The following is a 19,654-nucleotide window of genomic DNA, read 5'->3' as shown; positions in this document are numbered from 1 at the left end:
AATGGCAAGAGCTAACGAAATTAAGCGCGGCATGGCGATCAGCTACAACGGCAAGCTGCTGCTGGTAAAAGATATCGACGTGCAGAGCCCAAGCGCCCGCGGCGCCAGCACCCTGTACAAAATGCGCTTCTCCGACGTGCGCACCGGCCTGAAAGTGGAAGAACGCTTCAAGGGCGACGATATCCTGGACACCATTTCCCTGTCGCGCCGCAAGGTGAACTTCTCCTATATCGACGGCGAAGAATACGTGTTCATGGATGACGAAGACTACACCCCGTACATCTTCAAGAAAGACCAGATCGAAGACGAGCTGCTGTTCATTCCGGAAGGCGGCCTGCCGGGTATGCAGGTGCTGACGCTGGACGGCCAGGTGCTGGCGCTGGAGCTGCCGCAGACCGTGGATATGGAAATCGTCGAGACCGCGCCGGGCATCAAAGGCGCTTCCGCCAGCGCCCGCAACAAACCGGCCACCATGGCGACCGGCCTGGTGATCCACGTGCCGGAATACCTCAGCGCCGGCGACAAAATTCGCATTCATATCGCCGAACGCCGCTACATGAGCCGCGCCGACTAGTCGCGCCAGCGGGGCCGAGTCTCGGCCCCGTTTCATTTTCCGCTACGGCAACTCCGGGAAAAAACGCCGCTTGAGCGCCAGCTCGACGCCGCGCAGCTCCGCCAGCCCTTTCAACCGCCCGATGGCCGAATAGCCCGGATTGGTTTTCTTTTTCAAGTCGTCCAGCATCTGATGCCCATGATCGGGGCGCATCGGGATCGGCCGCCGATCGCCCGCCCGCTGCCGACGCAACTCTTCGGTCAGGATCGCTTCGATCACCGCCACCATGTCCACATCGCCCTGCAGGTGCGCCCCTTCGTGGAAGCTTTTCGGGTTCTCCTCGCGGCAGGTGGCGCGCAGGTGGGTAAAGTGAATGCGATCGCCAAAGGTTTCAATCATCCGCACCAGATCGTTGTCGGCGCGCACGCCGTAGGAACCGGTGCATAGGGTGAAGCCGTTATAGATGCTGTCGACGGTCTGCTTCAGCCATTGCATGTCTTCAATCGTGGAGACGATGCGCGGCAGGCCGAGGATCGGCCGCGGCGGATCGTCGGGGTGCACCGCCAGCCTGATGCCGACCTCTTCCGCCACCGGCACGATGGCGCGCAGAAAGACCGCCATGTTCTCGCGCAGCCGCGCCTTGTCGATGCCGTCGTACTCCGCCAACCGGCGGTGGAACTGTTCCAGCGTGTAGCCCTCTTCCGCCCCCGGCAGCCCGGCGATGATGTTGCCGGTCAGCCGGTTTTTTTCCTCCTCGCTCATGGCGGCGAAATAGGCCGCCGCCTGACTGCGCTCTTGCGGCGTATAATCGGCCTCGGCGCCGGCGCGCTGCAGGATATGCAGCTCGAACGCGGCGAAGGCGATCTGATCGAAGCGCAGCGCTTTGGAACCGTCCGGCAGCGGATAGGCCAGATCGGTGCGCGTCCAGTCGAGGATCGGCATGAAGTTGTAGCAGACGGTGTCGATGCCGCAGGCCGCCAGGTTGCGCAGCGACTGTTGATAATTGGCGATGTACCGCCGCCAGTCGCCGCTGTGGGTTTTGATCTCCTCATGCACCGGCACGCTCTCCACCACCGACCACACCAGCCCCTTTTCCGCCAACAGCGCCTGTCGCGCGCGGATCTCATCGATCGGCCAGACGTCGCCGTTCGCGATATGATGCAGCGCCGTCACCACCCCGGTCGCCCCGGCCTGACGCACGTCATCCAAAGAGACCGGATCGTTCGGGCCATACCAACGCCATGTTTGTTCCATGTTTTGTCCTTATGCCTGTCTCGCACCGCGATGCTGTTATACCAGTTTAATTTAGATGTCAGTTACCTTTAACTTACTCTTTCGCCCTGCGCTGTCAAAACCGAACCCCTCATTGGTTGATCCACTTCACGATTCTGGCTTATTTTGGACTGACCAATTCCTTTAGCTGGCCGACATCCTTACACTGGTCGCAGTTTTTTATCGCCGGCGCCCCCCTGCCGATGTGGCAGAAAACTGGTCTGCTAACTTGGCGCAACTGGCCCGCCAGCTGTCTTACACGCTTTGGAGATGAGATGAAAACGATCGCCAACACCCCATTGCCGGGCGCCGTCCGGCAGCCGGGCTATGACCGCCGGGCTCTGCGCAGCCGCATCGTGCACCTTGGCTTCGGCGCGTTCCACCGCGCGCATCAGGCGCTGCTGACCGATCGGGTGCTGAACGCCCACGGCGGCGACTGGGGCATCTGCGAGATCAGCCTGTCCGGCGGCGTGCCGCTGTTTGAGGCGCTGCGGCAACAGGATCATCTGTACAGCGTGCTGGAGAAAGGCGCGGACGGCCATCAGGCCATCGTGATCGGCGCGGTACATGAGAGCCTGCACCGCAAGCTGGAGGGCATCGCCGCGGTGCTGGAGAAACTGGCCGAGCCGCAGGTGGCGATCGTCTCGATGACCATCACCGAAAAAGGCTACTGCATCGAGCCCGGCAGCGGGCGATTGGATCGGCAGCATCCGGGGATCGTCGCCGATCTGGCGACGCCGCATCAGCCGCAGACCGTGCCCGGCATTTTGGTGGAGGCGCTGCGGCTGCGGCGCGAACGCGGCCTGCCCGCCTTCTCCCTGCTCTCCTGCGACAATATTCCGGAGAACGGCCACGTGCTGCGCCGGGCGGTGCTCGATCTGGCGCAGGCGCGGGATCCGTCGCTCGCCGATTGGATCGCCACTGCCGCCACCTTCCCCTGCACCATGGTGGATCGCATCGTGCCGGCCGCCACGCCAGCCACGCTGGATGAGATTGCCGCCGCGCTGGGCGGCGTGCGCGACGAATGCGCCATCGCCTGCGAGCCCTTTATTCAATGGGTGGTGGAAGACAACTTCGCCGCCGGACGCCCGGCGTGGGAGCTGGCCGGCGCCCAGCTGGTCAGCGATGTGCTGCCGTTTGAGCACATGAAACTGCGCATGCTGAACGGCAGCCACTCGTTCCTGGCTTACCTCGGCTACCTGGGTGGCTACCGCTATATCAACGAGTGCATGGCGGATGAACACTACCGTCGCGCCGCCCTGCGGTTGATGCTGGACGAACAGGCGCCCACCCTGAGCGTTACCGGCATCAGTCTGACCGACTACGCCGCACAGCTTATCGCGCGCTTCAGCAACCCGGCGCTGCAACACCTCACCTGGCAGATCGCCATGGACGGTTCGCAGAAGCTGCCGCAGCGCATGCTGGACGCGGTGCGCTGGCATCTGCGGCACGGCGGCGACTATAGCGGGCTGGCGCTGGGCGTGGCGGGCTGGATGCGTTACGTCGGCGGCGTCGATGACGCCGGTCAGCCGATCGACATTCGCGATCCGCTGGCAGACGCGCTGCACCAGACTATTGCCGCTACGCCGGACGATCGGCGGCGCGTAACGGCGCTGCTGGCGCTGAAATCGGTGTTCGGCGAATCGCTGGCAACGCATGCGGCGTTTGCCGACGCGGTGACGCAAGCCTATTTGTCGCTGCGCGATCGCGGTGCGCGTGAAACGGTGAAGGAGTGGGTGCTGCGGTGAGAAGCCTGCAGGGCCGAGAATAACCATGCCGGCGTAACGTTACGCCGGCATGGCGGAACGACTTAACGATAAACGACCGTCATAACAGCGAGTTTCTTCTGTTGGTCTACCCACTTCATTTCGGTTGTGCCTAGATTTAGCGGAAGTTCTTTGCGTGTAGTATCAAAACCTGACAACGCTTGCTGGGCCTGATAACGCTGGCCGTTGCGGTAACATTGCGTATTCGCCTTAGAATCTGCAATATTGACCGTGCAAGGACTTTCAACGATAGAACCGACGAAGCGAATTACCCCGCCGGCCACTCCTGCATGACTCACTGCCGTCCATGAAAACAACATTCCTACGATCAAAAATAACCGAAAGGTATTCATGGCAACCTCATTTTTAGTTAAGCCAATTTAACCATAGAGGATCTTGTTAGGAATAATCGCAAGGAAAGGGACGAGATTTGATCGTTAATCGCGTCATTAACAATGTAAAAACAAGCTACTAACAAAAGTTAACCGCATCTAATACAGGGTTTTATCTAAGAATTTTCTTGTTATGAACGGTGGATTTTGTCGGTTGAAAAGCGCATGGTGACGTGCAAAATTTGCGAGATAGAGCACAAATTAAATCGCGGCGGTTTCACCGATAAGGCTGCGTAACTCATTTATTAAGCAGGTTAATTTTTGCTCCAGGAATTATTAATGACCAAAACCAATTTGATTACCGGTTTCCTCGGCAGCGGTAAAACCACCACTATCCGCCATTTGCTGGCTCATAAACCCGAACATGAGCGCTGGGCGGTATTGGTCAATGAATTCGGCGAGATCGGCATCGACGGCGCGCTGCTGGCAGACAGCGGCGCGGTGCTCAAAGAGATCCCCGGTGGCTGCATGTGCTGCGTCAACGGCCTGCCGATGCAGGTGGGCTTGAATATGCTGTTACAGCAGGCCAAACCGGATCGGCTGCTGATCGAGCCGACCGGGCTCGGGCATCCGAAACAAATTCTGTCGCTGCTGACCCAGGAGAGCTATGCCGGCTGGATCGATCTGCAGGCCACCCTGTGCCTGCTGGATGCCCGCCAGCTCAGCCAGCCCCGCTACCGCGACAACGAAAACTTCCGCGATCAGCTGGCCGCGGCCGACGTTATTTTGGCCAGCAAAAGCGATACCTATCAGCCGGAAGACAGGCGGGCGCTGGAAGCCTGGAGGGCGCAAGATCCGCTGCGGCGGCCCTGCTATGCCATCGCGCAAGGCGAAGCGGATGTCGCGCTGTTGTCACTTCCGCGCACGAATCGTACAGAATTGCCGGACGCGCAGCATCATCATGGTCAGGCGAAAACGCAGGGGCTGGCGGCGCTGCGGCTGCCGGAGCACGCCCGCTGGCGGCGAGCGTTGAACGAGGGGCAAGGCTTCACCAGCTGCGGCTGGATTTTTGACGGCGACACCCAATTCGACACCGTCGGCTTTATGGAATGGGTGCGACTCGCGCCGGTAGAACGCGCCAAAGGCGCGGTGCGCATCCCCGAAGGCACATTGCTGATCAATCGTCAGGGACAGGATCTCAACATCGAAACCCGCCCGGTCGCGCCGCTCGACAGCCGAATTGAGCTTATCCACAGCGAAAATGCCGATTGGAACGCCCTGCAATCCGCCTTGTTTAAGATTCGTTTAAGTTAGACCCCGTACCGTTGCCCCCCGGTTGCCGCAGGGCGGCCGGGTTTTATTTCGTTTTCATTTTGCCAACAGGTTATGTCATGACACGCCGCAATTTACCCCTCATTCTCCTCTTCAACTTACTGGGCGTTGCGCTGTTTTTGTCCTGGTTCCTGCCGGCCAATCACGGCGGCTGGTTTACCCTGGACTCGGCGATCTTTTTCTTCTTTAACCGCCATCTGGCCACCGACCCGGCGTTTTTGCACCTGGTCGCCATCACCAACAACCGCGCGTTTGACGTGATTTCGCTGCTCGCCATGGGCCTGCTGTATTTGTACTTCTACCTGAAGCAGGACGCCGCCGGCCGCCGACGCCTGGTGATCACCGGCGTGGTGATGCTGCTGACCGCCGTGGTGCTGAACCAGCTTGGCCACCTGCTGCCGGTGAAGCATCCGAGCCCCACCCTGACCTTCGACAATATCTATCGCGTCAGCGAGTTGACCGGCATCCCCACCAAGGACGCTTCCAGCGACAGCTTCCCCGGCGACCACGGCATGATGCTGATTATTTTTTCCTGCTTTATGCTGCGCTATTTCGGCCGCCGCGCCTTCGCCGTCGCCCTGCTGATTACGCTGCTCTTCTCATTGCCACGCGTGATGATTGGCGCCCACTGGTTTACCGATATTGCCGTCGGCTCGCTGTCCGTGGTGCTGGTTGGCGCCAGTTGGGTGCTGATGACGCCTTGCAGCGACTGGATCGTCGATCGGTTGAATCGCCTGTTGCCCGGCAAGCATCGCCCCGGCCAACCATAACTTGCGTCTATGACTCATGCCGGGAGGCGCTCGCCTACCGGCCTTAATCCCTTCGCTGAGCGCAAAATATCGTCACCGCCCGTTAACGCTTTTGCAACCTGATTTCACGCCAGATTCATACATCGGACAATTGGCGTTTTTTATATGAAGATTTACATTATGTTACATCACAAATTCATATAAAAAAGACGGGAAAAAGGCTCGCAATCCCCTATTTGTTCCGGTAATCTCAGATGCGTTTGTGCCTGGTTTAAGTCGAATCAGTATGGAATCCGATAAAAATGTGCGTTCTCGCACGTTTTCAACGGTAACTGGTTGTCGATGCAACAGGTGCGGACTAGGCTCGTTTCGTTTGGCATTTTTCAGGTAGCGACTTTCGTCGTTAAGGACTTCAAGGGAAAACAACAACAATGGTCAAATCTCAACCGTTTCTGAGATATTTTTTGCGGGTAGTCCCTGCAATTGCCGCTGCGGTTATGCTCTCCGCATGCAGCTCGACTCACACTTCGAACTTGAATAACGCACAAACTGAGATGCGTGCAGTTAATGACAAAGACGGTCTTTTACTGCAAGCCTCTCAGGATGAATTCGAAGCGATGGTCCGCAACGTTGACGTCAAGTCAAAGATTATGGATCAGTACGCGGACTGGAAAGGCGTTCGCTACCGTTTAGGCGGTGACAGTAAGCGCGGCATCGATTGCTCGGCGTTTGTTCAACGCACCTTCCGCGAACAGTTCGGCATGGATTTACCGCGTTCTACCTATGAACAGGAAGATCTCGGCAAGAAAATCCAGCGCACCAAGCTGCGCGTCGGCGATTTGGTGCTGTTCCGCGCAGGTTCTACCGGGCGCCATGTCGGCATCTATTTAGGCAACGATCAGTTCGTTCACGCCTCCACCAGCAGTGGGGTCATGATTTCCAAGCTGACCGATAACTATTGGAATAAACGTTATCGAGAAGCGCGCCGGGTGTTGACCAACGGTTAACGGCGCAATGCCTTGAAGATCCTGAATACCAAACGAGCGATAAGCGCCGCCTACGGGCGGCGTTTTTTTTGGTTGTCTAACAGATATCATCAAGATTGCTCCCTGCCTTATCGCCATCTTTCTCCGCTTAACGCTGCCGCACGCCATTATTTTGATAAACTGTTGGCAGGAAATCGCGCCATCGAGGAAAAACTCGCCTATTATCGTCAGATGACGGCAACGGCGCCCCGGCGTTATTTAAAACGTTTCCGCTTAAAATAGGCGCATTATATTTCTGTCGGCGACGCCGCATATTTAAACAACGCCGCCGGTTGGTACGGGATAAAAAGGCAAAAATGAAAAAAAAGCCGTTGGCACAATCCATTAAATGGCTGCGCGACACCCCTGACGCCCTGTTGCAGAGGACTCGGTTATGGGCTTGAAAAGAGCTTTTGCCCGCAGCGTGTCTCACCGACAGCGCAGCCTGGCTAAAAGCGGCGTCGCCGCCCTGGTATTTTTTACGCTCTTCACCGCGGTCACGCTTTCTTTGATTAACCACCAGCGCACGCAATATCAACATAAGGTCGAAGCGCGCACGCAAAAGTTCACGCTGGGTTATATCTCGCACCTGAAGACGGTGATGCAGCAAATGATGCCGCTGCTGGCCAAGCCTTGCCTCTCAAGCCAGTCGGATATTACCTACCAGGCGGCCTTTACCAGCGGCGTGCGCACCTTCCTGTTGGTCAAGGACGGCTACGCCTATTGCTCTTCCGCCACCGGCGATATGATGTTGCCGATGAAAAATCTCTACCAGGATATCGACTGGAATCTGGCCCTGGATCTCAAGCTGCAGCAGGGCACGCCGATCGTGCCGAACAAACCGGCGGTTGCGGTTTGGCTGCGGCATCCCGACGAAAAGGCCACCGGCATCCTCGCTACGCTGGACATCGATCTGATGCCTTATCTGCTGTTCACCTCGCACGACGAACAGGCGCCGGGCATCGCCATCGTGATGGGCAACCGCGCGCTGACCACCTTCAGCCCGAACCTGATGCCGGTCGATCAGTTGCCGAAGGGCAAGGCGGATAAACTGACGCTGCCCAATCTGCCGCTGACCATCCTGTTCTACAACGAGAAACTGACCCCCAACGACATTCGCCTGACGCTGCTGGGCAGCCTGGTGCTGTCATTGATGATCGGCGTACTCTGCTATTACATGCTGCTGCTGCGGCAAAGCCCGGAACGCGCACTGCTGCGCGGCATCAAACGCAACGAGTTCTTTATCGAATACCAGCCGGTGTTCCATACCGACAGCAACAGCATCGGCGGGCTGGAAGCGCTGATCCGCTGGCAGCATCCGATCGAAGGCCGCATCCCGCCCGACGTCTTTATCCCCTACGCCGAAAGCAACGGGCTGATCGTGCCGCTCACCCGCCACCTGTTCAGGCTGATCGCCGAAGATGCGCCGCAGCTCGCCAAAGCGCTGCCGCGGGGAGGCAAGGTCGGGCTCAACATCTCCCCCGCCCACCTGAGCGCGCCGTCGTTCCACCAGGACGTGTATGAACTGTTGACGCAGCTGCCGGGCGATTACTTTACGCTGGTGTTTGAAATCACCGAGCGCGGCATGGTGGAAGAAGAGAGTGCGCTGGCGGAGTTTGACTGGCTGCACAAACAGGGCATCGAGATCGCGGTGGACGATTTTGGCACCGGGCACAGCGCGTTGATCTATCTTGAGCGCTTCACCATGGATTACCTGAAGATCGATCGTGGCTTCGTCAACACCATCGGCCAGGACACGGTCACCGCGCCGGTGCTGGATGCGGTGATCTCGTTGGCGAAAAAGCTGAAAATGCTGACGGTGGCCGAGGGCGTGGAAACCGCCGAGCAGATGCAGTTCCTGCAAGAACACGGCGTCAACTTCATGCAGGGCTACTACTTCAGCAAGCCGCTGAGCATCGACAATTTCGTCGCTTACTGCAATGCTCATCAGGTCTTTGATTATCAGGCAAATAAATAGTTAGTCTTTAAGCATCTTTACCCTGCGCCCGCCCGAAGAATGTTATGCTGGGCGCAGGTTGTACTTTATTCCACAGCAGGAGCTTACCGTCTGATGTCCGTGCGCATTTTCGCTGCTCTGGTGCTCTCGGCACTGAGTTTCGGTCTGCGGGCCGAAGCCCTCAACGAAAGCTACGCTTTCGCCCTTCTCGGTGAACCGAAATACGCCACCGACTTCAGCCATTTCGACTACGTCAACCCGGCGGCACCCAAAGGCGGCGACGTGCGGCTGGCGGCCATCGGCACCTACGACAACTTCAACCGCTTCGCTACCCGCGGCGTGCCCGGCGAACGTACGATGGAGCTGTACGATACGCTGTTCACCAACTCCGACGACGAACCCGGCAGCTATTATCCGCTGATTGCCGAATCGGCCCGTTTCCCGGCCGACATGCGCTGGATGGAGTTGGATATCAACGCCCGCGCCCGCTTCCAGGACGGCAGCCCGATCACCGCCGCCGATGTGGCCTTCACCTTCAATAAATTCATGACCGAAGGCGTACCGCAGTTTCGCTCCTATTACAAAGGCGTCACGGTCAAGGCCATTTCCCGGCTGACGGTGCGCATCGAGCTACCTAAAGCCAACCGTGAGCAAATCCTCAGCCTGCTCAGCCTGCGCGTATTGCCGGAAAGTTTCTGGAAAAACCATAAGCTCAACGAACCGCTCAGCACCCCGCCGCTCGCCAGCGGCCCGTATAAAATCGCCGATTACCGCCTCGGCCAGTACATCACCTACCAGCGAGTGCGCGACTACTGGGCCGCCAACCTGCCGGTGAACCGCGGCCGCTACAACTTCGACAGCATTCGCTACGATTATTACCTGGACGATAAAGTATCGCTGGAAGCCTTCAAGGCCGGCGCTTACGATTTCCGCATCGAGCCGTCACCCAAAAGCTGGGCCACCCAGTATCAGGGCGGCAACTTCGCGCGCAACTACATCATCAAGCAGGACGAGACCAACCAGGCGGCGCAGAATACCCGCTGGCTGGCGTTCAACCTGCAAAAACCGCTGTTCGCCGATCGTCGGGTACGGGAAGCGATCGGCCTGGCTTTCGACTTCAACTGGATGAACAAGGCGCTGTATTACAACGCCTATCAGCGCGCCGACAGCTATTTCCAAAACACCGCCTACGCCGCCCGCGGCTACCCGGACGCCGCCGAACTGGCCTTGCTGGCGCCGCTCAAAGGCCAGATACCGCCGGAGGTGTTTACCAGCATCTACCAGCCGCCCTCCTCCGACGGCAGCGGCAACGATCGGCAAAACCTGCTGAAGGCGACCCAATTGCTGAAAGAAGCCGGTTGGGTGGTCAAAAATCAAAAGCTGGTCAACGCCAAAACCGGCCAGCCGTTCACCTTCGAACTGATGCTGCTGAGCGGCAGCAACTTCCAGTACGTATTACCCTTCCGCCACAACCTGCAGCGGCTGGGCATCGAGATGCAAATTCGCGAAATTGACGCCTCGCAGTACACCCGTCGCATGCGTGAACGCGATTTCGACATGATGTCGACCGTATATATGGCGATGCCGTTCCCCAGCGCCGATCTGCAAATCCTGTGGGATTCGCAGTACATCGATTCCAGCTACAACACGGCCGGCGTTAAAGATCCGGCGGTCGACAGCCTGGTGAGGCAAATCGCCGCCCATCAGGGCGACGAAAAGGCCCTGTTGCCGCTCGGCCGCGCGCTGGATCGGGTGCTGACCTGGAACAACTACATGCTGCCGATGTGGTACTCCAACCACGATCGCTACGCCTATTGGGACAAGTTCTCCACGCCGTCGATCCGCCCGGCCTATGCGATCGGCTTCGATAACTGGTGGTACGACGTCAACAAGGCGGCGCGTTTACCGGCTCAACGGCAATAAGGAGTCGGAATGGCGGCCTATCTGATACGCAGACTGTTACTGGTGATCCCCACGCTGTGGGCGATCATCACCATCAACTTTTTTATCGTGCAAATTGCCCCCGGCGGCCCGGTCGATCAGGCCATCGCCGCCATTGAGCTGGGGCATGGCAGCGGTTTTGGCAGCGGCGGCGTCAGCGAAGGCCTGGGCCATGCCCGGGCAGGCATCGCGGCTGGCGACAGCCAATACCGCGGTTCGCGCGGTCTGGATCCGGAGGTGATCGCCGAGATCACCCAACGTTACGGCTTCGATAAACCGCTGCACGAGCGCTACTTCACCATGCTGTGGAACTATATGCGCTTCGACTTCGGCAACAGCCTGTTTCGCGGCGCTTCGGTGATGCAGCTGATCGGCCAGAGCCTGCCGGTCTCCATCACGCTGGGCCTTTGGAGCACGCTGATCATCTACCTGGTGTCGATCCCGCTCGGCATCCGCAAGGCCGTCCACAACGGCAGCGCGTTCGATACCTGGAGCAGCACGCTGATCATCATCGGCTACGCCATTCCGGCTTTCCTGTTCGCCATCCTGATGATTGTGCTGTTCGCCGGCGGCAGCTACCTGGACTGGTTCCCGCTGCGCGGCCTGGTCTCCAGCAACTTCGACACCCTCTCGTGGCCAGCGAAGATCGCCGACTACCTGTGGCACATCACGTTGCCGGTGTTGGCGACGGTGATCGGCGGCTTCGCCACCCTGACCATGCTGACCAAAAACTCGTTCCTCGACGAGATCCGCAAGCAGTACGTCACCACCGCCCGCGCCAAGGGGCTGGATGAGAAAAAGATCCTGTACCGCCACGTATTCCGCAACGCCATGCTGCTGGTGATCGCCGGTTTTCCGGCCACCTTTATCAGCATGTTCTTCACCGGCTCGCTGCTGATTGAGGTGATGTTCTCGCTCAACGGCCTGGGGCTGCTGGGCTACGACGCCACGCTGCAGCGCGACTACCCGGTGATGTTCGGCACGCTGTATATCTTCACCCTGATCGGCCTGCTGTTGAATATCCTCAGCGATATCACCTACACCCTGGTCGATCCGCGCATTGACTTCGAGGCCCGCCAATGAGCCGCCTTAGCCCGATCAACCAGGCGCGCTGGGCGCGCTTTCGCCGCAACCGGCGCGGCTACTGGTCGCTGTGGATCTTTTTGGTGCTGTTCACCCTGAGCCTGGCCGCCGATCTGATCGCCAATGACAAACCGCTGTTGGTGCGTTATGAAGGCCGGCTGTACCTGCCGTTTATGATTAGCTACAGCGAAACCGCCTTCGGCGGCGAACTGAATACCGAAGCCGACTATCAGGATCCGTTCGTGCAGCGGCAGATCGAACGGCACGGCTGGGCGGTATGGGCGCCGATCCGCTTCAGTTACGACACCATCAACTTCGCCACCGAAGTGCCCTTCCCCTCGCCGCCTTCGCGTCACAACCTGCTGGGCACCGACAGCAACGGCGGCGACGTGCTGGCCCGGGTGCTGTACGGTTTTCGCATCTCGATGCTGTTCGGCCTGGCGCTGACGCTGTTTTCCAGCCTGATCGGCGTGTGCGTCGGCGCGACGCAAGGGTATTACGGCGGGCGTTTCGATCTGTGGGGGCAACGCTTTATCGAAGTGTGGTCGGGCATGCCGACGCTGTTTCTGATCATTCTGCTGTCGAGCATCGTCCAGCCCAATTTCTGGTGGCTGCTCGGCATCACCATCCTGTTCGGCTGGATGAGCCTGGTGGGTGTGGTGCGCGCCGAATTCCTGCGCACCCGCAATTTTGACTACATCCGCGCCGCGCGCGCCATGGGCGTGCCGGATCGCGTTATCATGTCCCGCCATATGCTGCCCAACGCCATGGTGGCGACGCTGACCTTCCTGCCGTTTATCCTGTGCGGCTCGATCACCACCCTGACGTCGCTCGATTTCCTCGGTTTCGGTCTGCCGATCGGTTCGCCGTCGCTCGGTGAGTTGCTGCTGCAAGGCAAAAACAATCTGCAGGCGCCGTGGCTCGGCATCACCGCCTTCCTGGTCTTGGCGGTGCTGCTTTCGTTATTAATCTTTATCGGCGAAGCGGTGCGCGACGCCTTTGACCCCAGCAAGGCGCATTGATATGGCCACTCCTTTGCTCGCTATTCAGGATCTCAGCATCGCCTTCCGCCAGGGCGACACCGTCACGCCGGTGGTCAACGAACTCTCGCTGCAAATCGCGCCGGCGGAAACGCTGGCGCTGGTAGGGGAATCCGGCTCCGGCAAAAGCGTCACCGCCCTGTCGATACTGCGCCTGCTGCCCGCGCCGCCGGTGGTTTACCCTGCCGGCGACATTCTGTTCAACGGCGATTCGTTGCTGCATGCGCCGGAAGCGGCGCTGCGCAAGGTGCGCGGCAATCAGATCGCGATGATCTTTCAGGAACCGATGGTGTCGCTTAACCCGCTGCACACCATCGAGAAACAGCTGGCGGAAGTGCTGATGCTGCACCGCGGCCTGCGGCGCGATGCCGCGCGCGCGGAGATCGTCGAGTGCCTGGAGCGCGTCGGCATCCGCCAGGCCAAAAGCCGGCTGCAGGACTATCCGCATCAGCTGTCCGGCGGCGAACGCCAGCGGGTGATGATCGCCATGGCGGTGTTGACCCGACCGAAACTGCTGATCGCCGACGAACCCACCACCGCGCTCGACGTCACTATCCAGGCGCAGATCCTGACGCTGCTGCAAGAATTGAAACGAGAGATGGACATGGGGCTGCTGTTCATCACCCATAACCTGAATATCGTGCGCCGCCTGGCGGACAACGTGGCGGTGATGCGCCAGGGGCGCTGCGTGGAGCAAAACGCCCGCGCGCGGCTGTTCAGCCGGCCGCAGCATCCTTACACGCAGCAGCTGCTGGCCGCCGAAGACGTCGGTGAACCGCTGCCGTTGCCTGCCGCGGCCAACGGGCGCCCCGGCGACGAGCGGCCGCTGCTCAAGGTGGAGAACCTGCAGGTGCGCTTCCCCATTCGCCGCGGCCTGCTGCGCCGCACGGTGGATTATCACTATGCATTGAAATCATTGAGTTTCGAGCTGCGGGCCGGGGAAAGCGTGGGGCTGGTGGGGGAATCCGGCTCGGGCAAAAGCACCACCGGGCTGGCGCTGCTGCGCCTGTTGGCCTCGCAGGGCGCCATCTGGTTCGACGGCGAACCGCTGCATCCGCTCACGATGAAGCAGATGCTGCCCTACCGCAGCCGGATGCAAATCGTCTTCCAGGATCCCTATTCCGCCCTGAACCCGCGCCTGAACGTGCAGCAAATCATCGCCGAGGGGCTGGAAGTGCACCAGCAGCTTAGCGCCGAGCAGCGGGAACAGCGCGTGATCGAGGTGTTGCAGGAGGTCGGCCTGGATCCGCAGCTGCGCCACCGCTATCCCACCGAGTTTTCCGGCGGGCAGCGCCAGCGTATCGCCATCGCGCGCGCGCTGATCCTGCAGCCGCAGCTGCTGATCCTCGACGAGCCGACCTCTTCGCTGGATAAATCGGTGCAGGCGCAGATCCTGGCGCTGCTGAAATCGCTGCAGCAACGCCACCGGCTGGCTTATCTGTTCATCAGCCATGACCTGCAGGTGGTGCGTTCGCTATGCCACCAGGTCATCGTGCTGCGACAGGGAGAAGTGGTTGAACAGGGAGACTGTCGGGCGATTTTCGCGGCGCCCGCAGCCGACTATACCCGTCAACTGCTGCAGTTAGCGGATTAGCGGCGAATTCAGAAAGGGTATTGCGCGCTGAGCGGTTCGGCGATCGCGGCGCCGACGTTTTTCAGGCGGCACATGGTGGCGCTCTCGTCGCTGCGCTGCACGAACAGGCAAGGCTCTCCTTCCCATTCGACAATCGCGCAGTCGACCTGAATCTCCTGCAGCGACAGATTGAGCTGTTGCATTACCTGCCAGGCCTCGGCCCCTTCATGGCTGAGCAATTTCAGCCCAATCAGGTTGTTATCTTCGTCTATTCCGTTAAACGGAATCGGTTCGACCTTCACGCCGGTGAAACCGGATAGCCAACGATAACTTTGCGGCAAGCGATGCACTACCGAAAGTTGGATACTCTCCACATGAAATCCCTAGTTTGAAAAGGTGAAACACTTTTACCTGACAGGGTTACTAAGTTATAGCCGTTGACTCCCGACTCTGCCGCGCACAAATGTTATTTAAATGTAAATTTTGCCGCAAACCATTAACCTGACCCCGTGCTTGCCGATGCCACGCCATTTTTTGGCGCGCCGTGCGGTGTTATTTCACGGCATTTTGCGACTCAGCTCGCATTTTTGCGTTATATGTAACCCTTTCCCGCAGCGATCTCAACTCTTTTTTCTTGCAATGCGACTACTTTTCCGTCGCCATATTTTTACATTGAAGAAACATTTTACCCGCCACGTTAGCGCAGCCTCTCCTGCTAATGCCTTGATTTACATCAATCCTAATACAAACCACTCGCGCGGCGCAGCCGACAGAACGCCGCGCCTCCCGGGGAATATCGGGCGGCACGATGGCGGAGTTTTTTAACAAAAAGCACACAGATGGGAAAATGACCGATTAATTAGCAGGCATATATTTAGCAACAAATTATTCATTGCCGGTTGCACCCTGAAATGGCAGGGCGCAACCCCATGACGCTGCGGGGCGAAACGCCCCAAGTCGGAAGAACGTCAGGCTGCGCGATCGCGCGGCCGGCTGGCGTAAACGTAGAACAGCACCGCCACGATGCTGCACAGCGCCATCGAGGTGACCATTGGCCAGGCGCTTTTGCCCGGCGCCATCGACAGCACCGCCCCCACCAGCGCGCCGATGCTGAAGCGCAACGTGCCGGCCAGGGAAGACGCGGTGCCCGCCATATGCGGAAAATCATCCAGGATCACCGCCATGGCGTTGGAGGAAATCATCGCGATGCACCCCAGGTAGACCGCTACGCCGATCACCAGCGCCCAGAAGCCCAGGCCGACGGCGCTTACCGCCAGCAGCCACAGCCCCATCGCCAGCTGCACCAGCAGCCCCAGCTTGAACATCTTGACCGCGCCGAACCGCCGCACGTTGCGGCTGTTGATCAGCGTCGTCAGGAACAGGAAGACGATGTTCAGCGCAAAATAGTAGCCGAAGTGCTGCGGCGAAACGTGGTTCAGTTCGATGTAGACGAACGGCCCGGCGCTGAGGAACGAGAACATGCCAGCAAACGAGAAGGCGCTGGCCAACATGTAGCTCAGCACCCGCTTGTGACGGAACAGCGAACCGAAGTTGCCCAGCGTGGTGCGCAGGTGGAACCGCTGACGCCGCTCTTTCGGCAGCGTCTCCTTGATGAACAAGGCCACCAGCAGTGAACCGATCAGCGCCGCGGCACCCATGGTCCAGAAGATGGCGTGCCAGCTGAACCACAACAGCAGCGCACCGCCGATCATCGGCGCCAGCAGCGGCGCGATGGTCATCACCAGAATGACGAACGACATCATGCGCGAGAACTCATCCTTGGTGAACATGTCGCGCATCAGGGCGTTAATCACCACGCTGGCGGCGGCGGCGGCCAGACCGTGCAGGAAACGCAGCCCGATCAGCTGATCGATAGACTGCGCCATGGCGCAGGCGCAGCCGGCGATGGCAAAGATCAGCGTTCCCCACAGGATCACCGGCTTGCGGCCGATGCTGTCCGACATGGGCCCATAGAACAGCTGCCCGAAGGCAAAGCCGAGCATATAGGCGCTGAGCGTCATCTGCACGCTGCCGGACTCGACGCCAAACTGGGCGGCGATCACCGGCATACTGGGCAGGTACATGTCGATCGCCAACGGCATCAACATGGACAACAGGCCCAGAATGAAAATCAAACCGAGATGAGAGGTTCGGTTCTGTTGCACGTTCCACGACTCCTTAATCGGCCGCAATCAATGATCGGTTATCAGTCCTGCAGGTGCGGCGCGCCCACGCTGGCGATCTCTTCTTCGGTCAGTGGGCGGTATTCGCCCGGCGCCAGATCGTCATCCAGCACGATGGCGCCGATGCGCTCACGGTGCAACTCGATCACCCGGTTGCCGACGGCGGCGAACATCCGCTTCACCTGGTGGTAGCGCCCTTCGCTGATGGTCAGGCGCACCACGCGCTCGTCGACCTGCTCCAACGTCGCCGGCCGCGTCAGATCTTTCTCGTTGTGCAGTTGCACCCCTTCGGCGAAACGCTGCGCGGTGTCTTCCGCCAACGGGTGCTCCAGCGTGACCAAATAGGTTTTCTCGCAGTGGTGGCGCGGCGACGTGACGCGGTGCGACCACTGGCCGTCGTCGGTCATCAGCACCAGCCCGGTGGTGTCGATATCCAACCGCCCGGCGGCGTGCAGCTTGTACGCGACCGGCTCATCGAGGAAATACAGCACCGTCGGATGATCGGGATCGTCGGTGGAGCAGACGTAGCCCTGCGGTTTGTTGAGCATGAAATAGCGCGGGCCGTTCTGCTGCTGCAGCGGATTGCCGTCGAACGCCACTTCTTGCTCCGGGGTCAGTTTGATCGCCCCGCTCTTCACCACCTCACCGTCAACGGTGACGCGTTTAGCCCGAAGTTCGCGCGCGACCAGCGCACGGCTGATGCCTAACTGCTGAGATAAAAACTTGTCCAATCGCATGGGATCTGCTTTGCCTGTCGTTGTTATGATCGCATTGATCGTATTGCCAAAATATGACGCCCGCCGTTGCACCGGGTGCAAATGGCAGGTTCAGGGGGGAAATCGCGTGGGGGAACAGCGATTGCTGTCACACGAGTATAGCGGCACAACGCGTTGCCCGACAGGGGTAATTTTCACGCTTCTCGCACCGCGCGCGCGCAGAAGGCATAATAATAGAAATTTTTCGGCCGCCCGGGGCGTAAAATGTCACGCTTTCTGTGGGAACAGAGGTGACAAAACCGCTTCCCGGCGGCCCATTCCAACCTACGGCGTTCACTTATGGCCTTTACCCTACGCCCCTACCAACTGGAAGCGGTCGAAGCCACCATCAATCATTTCCGGCGGCACCCCGAACCGGCGCTGATTGTGCTGCCGACCGGCGCCGGCAAAAGCCTGGTGATCGCCGAACTGGCGAAGCGCGCCCGCGGGCGGGTGCTGGTGCTGGCGCACGTCAAGGAACTGGTGGCGCAAAACCACGCCAAATACTGCGCCTACGGCCTGGAAGCGGACATCTTCGCCGCCGGCCTGCAACAAAAAGAGAGCGCCGGCAAGGTGGTGTTCGGCAGCGTGCAGTCGGTGGCGCGCAACCTGCCGCTGTTCGACGGTGCCTTCTCGCTGCTGATCGTCGATGAATGCCACCGCATCAGCGACGACAACGACAGCCAGTACCAGCAAATCATCCAGCATTTGCAGAAAACCAACCCGCAGCTGCGGCTGCTGGGGCTGACCGCCACGCCCTATCGCCTGGGCAAGGGCTGGATTTACCAGTATCACTACCACGGCTTCACCCGCGGCGACGGCGCCAGCCTGTTTCGCGACTGCATCTACGAGCTGCCGCTGCGCTACATGATTAAGAACGGCTTCCTGGTGCCGCCTGAGCGGCTGGACATGCCGATCGTGCAGTACGATTTCAGCCGGCTGGAGGCCAGAAGCAACGGCCTGTTCAGCGAAGCGGATCTGAACCGTGAGCTGAAGCGGCAAAACCGCGTCACGCCGCATATCATCAGCCAGATTGTAGAGTACGCCCAAGATCGTAAAGGGGTGATGATCTTCGCCGCCACCGTCGAGCACGCCCGCGAGATCCACGGCCTGCTGCCGAACGGCGAGGCCGCGCTGGTCAGCGCCGAAACGCCGCCCGCCGAGCGCGATGCGCTGATCGAGGCGTTCAAACAGCAGCAGCTGCGCTATCTGGTCAACGTAGCGGTATTGACCACCGGCTTCGACGCGCCGCACGTCGATCTGATCGCTATTCTGCGCCCGACCGAGTCCGTCAGCCTGTATCAGCAGATCGTCGGCCGCGGTCTGCGGCTGGCGCCCGGCAAGGAGGACTGCCTGATCCTCGACTACGCCGGCAACCCGCACGATCTGTTCACGCCGGAGGTCGGCGTCAGCAAGCCGCACGGCGACAGCCAGCCGGTGCAGGTGTTCTGCCCGGCCTGCGGCTTCGCCAACCTGTTCTGGGGCAAGTGCACCGAGAATGGCGACATCATCGAGCACTACGGCCGCCGCTGTCAGGGCTGGCTGGAAGACGACGACGGCCACCGCGAACAGTGCGATTACCGCTTCCGGTTCAAGAGCTGCCCGCACTGCGGCGCGGAGAACGACATCGCCGCGCGCCGCTGCCATCAGTGCCAGGAGGTGCTGGTCGATCCCGATGACATGCTGAAGGCGGCGCTGAAGCTGAAAGACGCGCTGGTGCTACGCTGCGGCGGCATGGAATTGCAGAGCGGCCGCGACGACAAGGGCGAATGGCTGAAGGCCACCTATTACGACGAGGACGGCACCAGCACCAGCGAGCGCTTCCGCCTGCAGACGCCGGCGCAGCGCAAAGCGTTCGAAATGCTGTTCCTGCGCCCGCACCAGCGCGCGCCGGGCGTGCCGTTCGCCTGGCACACCGCCGCCGACGTGCTGGCGCAACAGCAGGCGCTGCGCCATCCGGATTTCGTGGTGGCGCGCAAACGCGGGCAGTTTTGGCAGGTGCGCGAGAAAGTGTTCGATTATCAAGGCCGTTTCCGCCGCGCCAATCAGTTGGCCTGAGCGAACGGCCCTCAATCTGGGCAGGTTTTCGTTGC

The 19,654-nt window shown here is 59.8% G+C and carries 17 protein-coding genes; 12 read left to right on the top strand and 5 right to left on the bottom strand.

The window, feature by feature from the left end; translation table 11 throughout:
- Position 1: 1 nt before the first annotated feature.
- On the top strand, positions 2-574 hold the full coding sequence (gene yeiP / locus ACJ8HN_RS01350; protein WP_004935725.1) for an elongation factor P-like protein YeiP: 573 nt from the start codon (positions 2-4) through the stop codon (positions 572-574).
- Positions 575-616: 42 nt separating this feature from the next.
- Here the strand turns inward: yeiP and uxuA are convergent, their stop codons facing one another.
- The gene (gene uxuA, locus ACJ8HN_RS01345) at positions 617-1,807 is read right to left on the bottom strand and encodes a mannonate dehydratase (protein WP_442522954.1); all 1,191 of its coding nucleotides are present in this window, start codon (positions 1,805-1,807) and stop codon (positions 617-619) included.
- Between the two features lie 293 nt (positions 1,808-2,100).
- Between uxuA and ACJ8HN_RS01340 the strand changes: the two genes are divergently transcribed.
- Positions 2,101-3,573 carry a mannitol dehydrogenase family protein gene (locus ACJ8HN_RS01340; RefSeq protein ID WP_060443037.1) on the top strand — a complete coding sequence of 491 codons (1,473 nt, stop codon included), beginning with the start codon at positions 2,101-2,103 and terminating at the stop codon, positions 3,571-3,573.
- A gap of 62 nt (positions 3,574-3,635) precedes the next feature.
- Here the strand turns inward: ACJ8HN_RS01340 and ACJ8HN_RS01335 are convergent, their stop codons facing one another.
- On the bottom strand, positions 3,636-3,944 hold the full coding sequence (locus tag ACJ8HN_RS01335; protein ID WP_033635274.1) for a type 1 fimbrial protein: 309 nt from the start codon (positions 3,942-3,944) through the stop codon (positions 3,636-3,638).
- Between the two features lie 318 nt (positions 3,945-4,262).
- Between ACJ8HN_RS01335 and ACJ8HN_RS01330 the strand changes: the two genes are divergently transcribed.
- From ACJ8HN_RS01330 to yejF, 9 genes are all read left to right on the top strand, one after another.
- Positions 4,263-5,237, top strand: a complete 975-nt coding sequence (locus ACJ8HN_RS01330) for a CobW family GTP-binding protein (RefSeq protein WP_033648007.1) — start codon at positions 4,263-4,265, stop codon at positions 5,235-5,237.
- 77 nt (positions 5,238-5,314) lie between these two features.
- On the top strand, positions 5,315-6,025 hold the full coding sequence (locus ACJ8HN_RS01325) for a phosphatase PAP2 family protein (RefSeq protein ID WP_033653795.1): 711 nt from the start codon (positions 5,315-5,317) through the stop codon (positions 6,023-6,025).
- Between the two features lie 410 nt (positions 6,026-6,435).
- Positions 6,436-7,011, top strand: coding sequence for a bifunctional murein DD-endopeptidase/murein LD-carboxypeptidase (gene mepS / locus ACJ8HN_RS01320; RefSeq protein ID WP_033635277.1), 576 nt, complete (start codon positions 6,436-6,438; stop codon positions 7,009-7,011).
- A gap of 12 nt (positions 7,012-7,023) precedes the next feature.
- The gene (locus ACJ8HN_RS01315; protein ID WP_125460721.1) at positions 7,024-7,272 is read left to right on the top strand and encodes a hypothetical protein; all 249 of its coding nucleotides are present in this window, start codon (positions 7,024-7,026) and stop codon (positions 7,270-7,272) included.
- A 151-nt stretch (positions 7,273-7,423) separates the two neighbouring features.
- On the top strand, positions 7,424-9,007 hold the full coding sequence (locus tag ACJ8HN_RS01310; protein WP_164105226.1) for a cyclic di-GMP phosphodiesterase: 1,584 nt from the start codon (positions 7,424-7,426) through the stop codon (positions 9,005-9,007).
- Between the two features lie 93 nt (positions 9,008-9,100).
- Entirely contained in the window at positions 9,101-10,909 is a 1,809-nt protein-coding gene (locus tag ACJ8HN_RS01305) for an extracellular solute-binding protein (RefSeq protein WP_039565061.1), read from the top strand.
- A gap of 9 nt (positions 10,910-10,918) precedes the next feature.
- Complete coding sequence (locus ACJ8HN_RS01300) at positions 10,919-12,010, top strand: microcin C ABC transporter permease YejB (RefSeq protein ID WP_039565059.1); 1,092 nt, start codon at positions 10,919-10,921, stop codon at positions 12,008-12,010.
- A complete protein-coding gene (locus ACJ8HN_RS01295; protein ID WP_015378535.1) occupies positions 12,007-13,032 on the top strand; it encodes an ABC transporter permease in 1,026 nt (341 codons plus the stop codon). The genes ACJ8HN_RS01300 and ACJ8HN_RS01295 overlap by 4 nt, the downstream gene beginning before the upstream one ends.
- A gap of 1 nt (position 13,033) precedes the next feature.
- Positions 13,034-14,644 carry a microcin C ABC transporter ATP-binding protein YejF gene (yejF, locus tag ACJ8HN_RS01290; RefSeq protein WP_049213405.1) on the top strand — a complete coding sequence of 537 codons (1,611 nt, stop codon included), beginning with the start codon at positions 13,034-13,036 and terminating at the stop codon, positions 14,642-14,644.
- An 8-nt stretch (positions 14,645-14,652) separates the two neighbouring features.
- Here the strand turns inward: yejF and ACJ8HN_RS01285 are convergent, their stop codons facing one another.
- The 3 genes from ACJ8HN_RS01285 to rsuA all read right to left on the bottom strand — a co-directional run bounded on the left by ACJ8HN_RS01285 (position 14,653) and on the right by rsuA (position 17,543).
- A complete protein-coding gene (locus ACJ8HN_RS01285; RefSeq protein WP_004935763.1) occupies positions 14,653-14,997 on the bottom strand; it encodes a YejG family protein in 345 nt (114 codons plus the stop codon).
- Between the two features lie 594 nt (positions 14,998-15,591).
- Entirely contained in the window at positions 15,592-16,788 is a 1,197-nt protein-coding gene (locus ACJ8HN_RS01280) for a Bcr/CflA family multidrug efflux MFS transporter (RefSeq protein ID WP_025303559.1), read from the bottom strand.
- A 41-nt stretch (positions 16,789-16,829) separates the two neighbouring features.
- Complete coding sequence (gene rsuA, locus ACJ8HN_RS01275; RefSeq protein ID WP_033648013.1) at positions 16,830-17,543, bottom strand: 16S rRNA pseudouridine(516) synthase RsuA; 714 nt, start codon at positions 17,541-17,543, stop codon at positions 16,830-16,832.
- Positions 17,544-17,861: 318 nt separating this feature from the next.
- On the opposite strand from rsuA, the gene ACJ8HN_RS01270 reads away from it, so the two are divergent.
- Positions 17,862-19,619, top strand: coding sequence for a DEAD/DEAH box helicase (locus ACJ8HN_RS01270; protein WP_049195152.1), 1,758 nt, complete (start codon positions 17,862-17,864; stop codon positions 19,617-19,619).
- Positions 19,620-19,654 lie beyond the last annotated feature (35 nt).

The organism is Serratia sp. CY29653 (assembly GCF_052169255.1).
Taxonomy (GTDB): domain Bacteria; phylum Pseudomonadota; class Gammaproteobacteria; order Enterobacterales; family Enterobacteriaceae; genus Serratia; species Serratia sarumanii.
The sequence above is the reverse complement of the archived record's forward strand: the minus strand, read 5'-3'. Positions and strand labels throughout refer to the sequence as shown.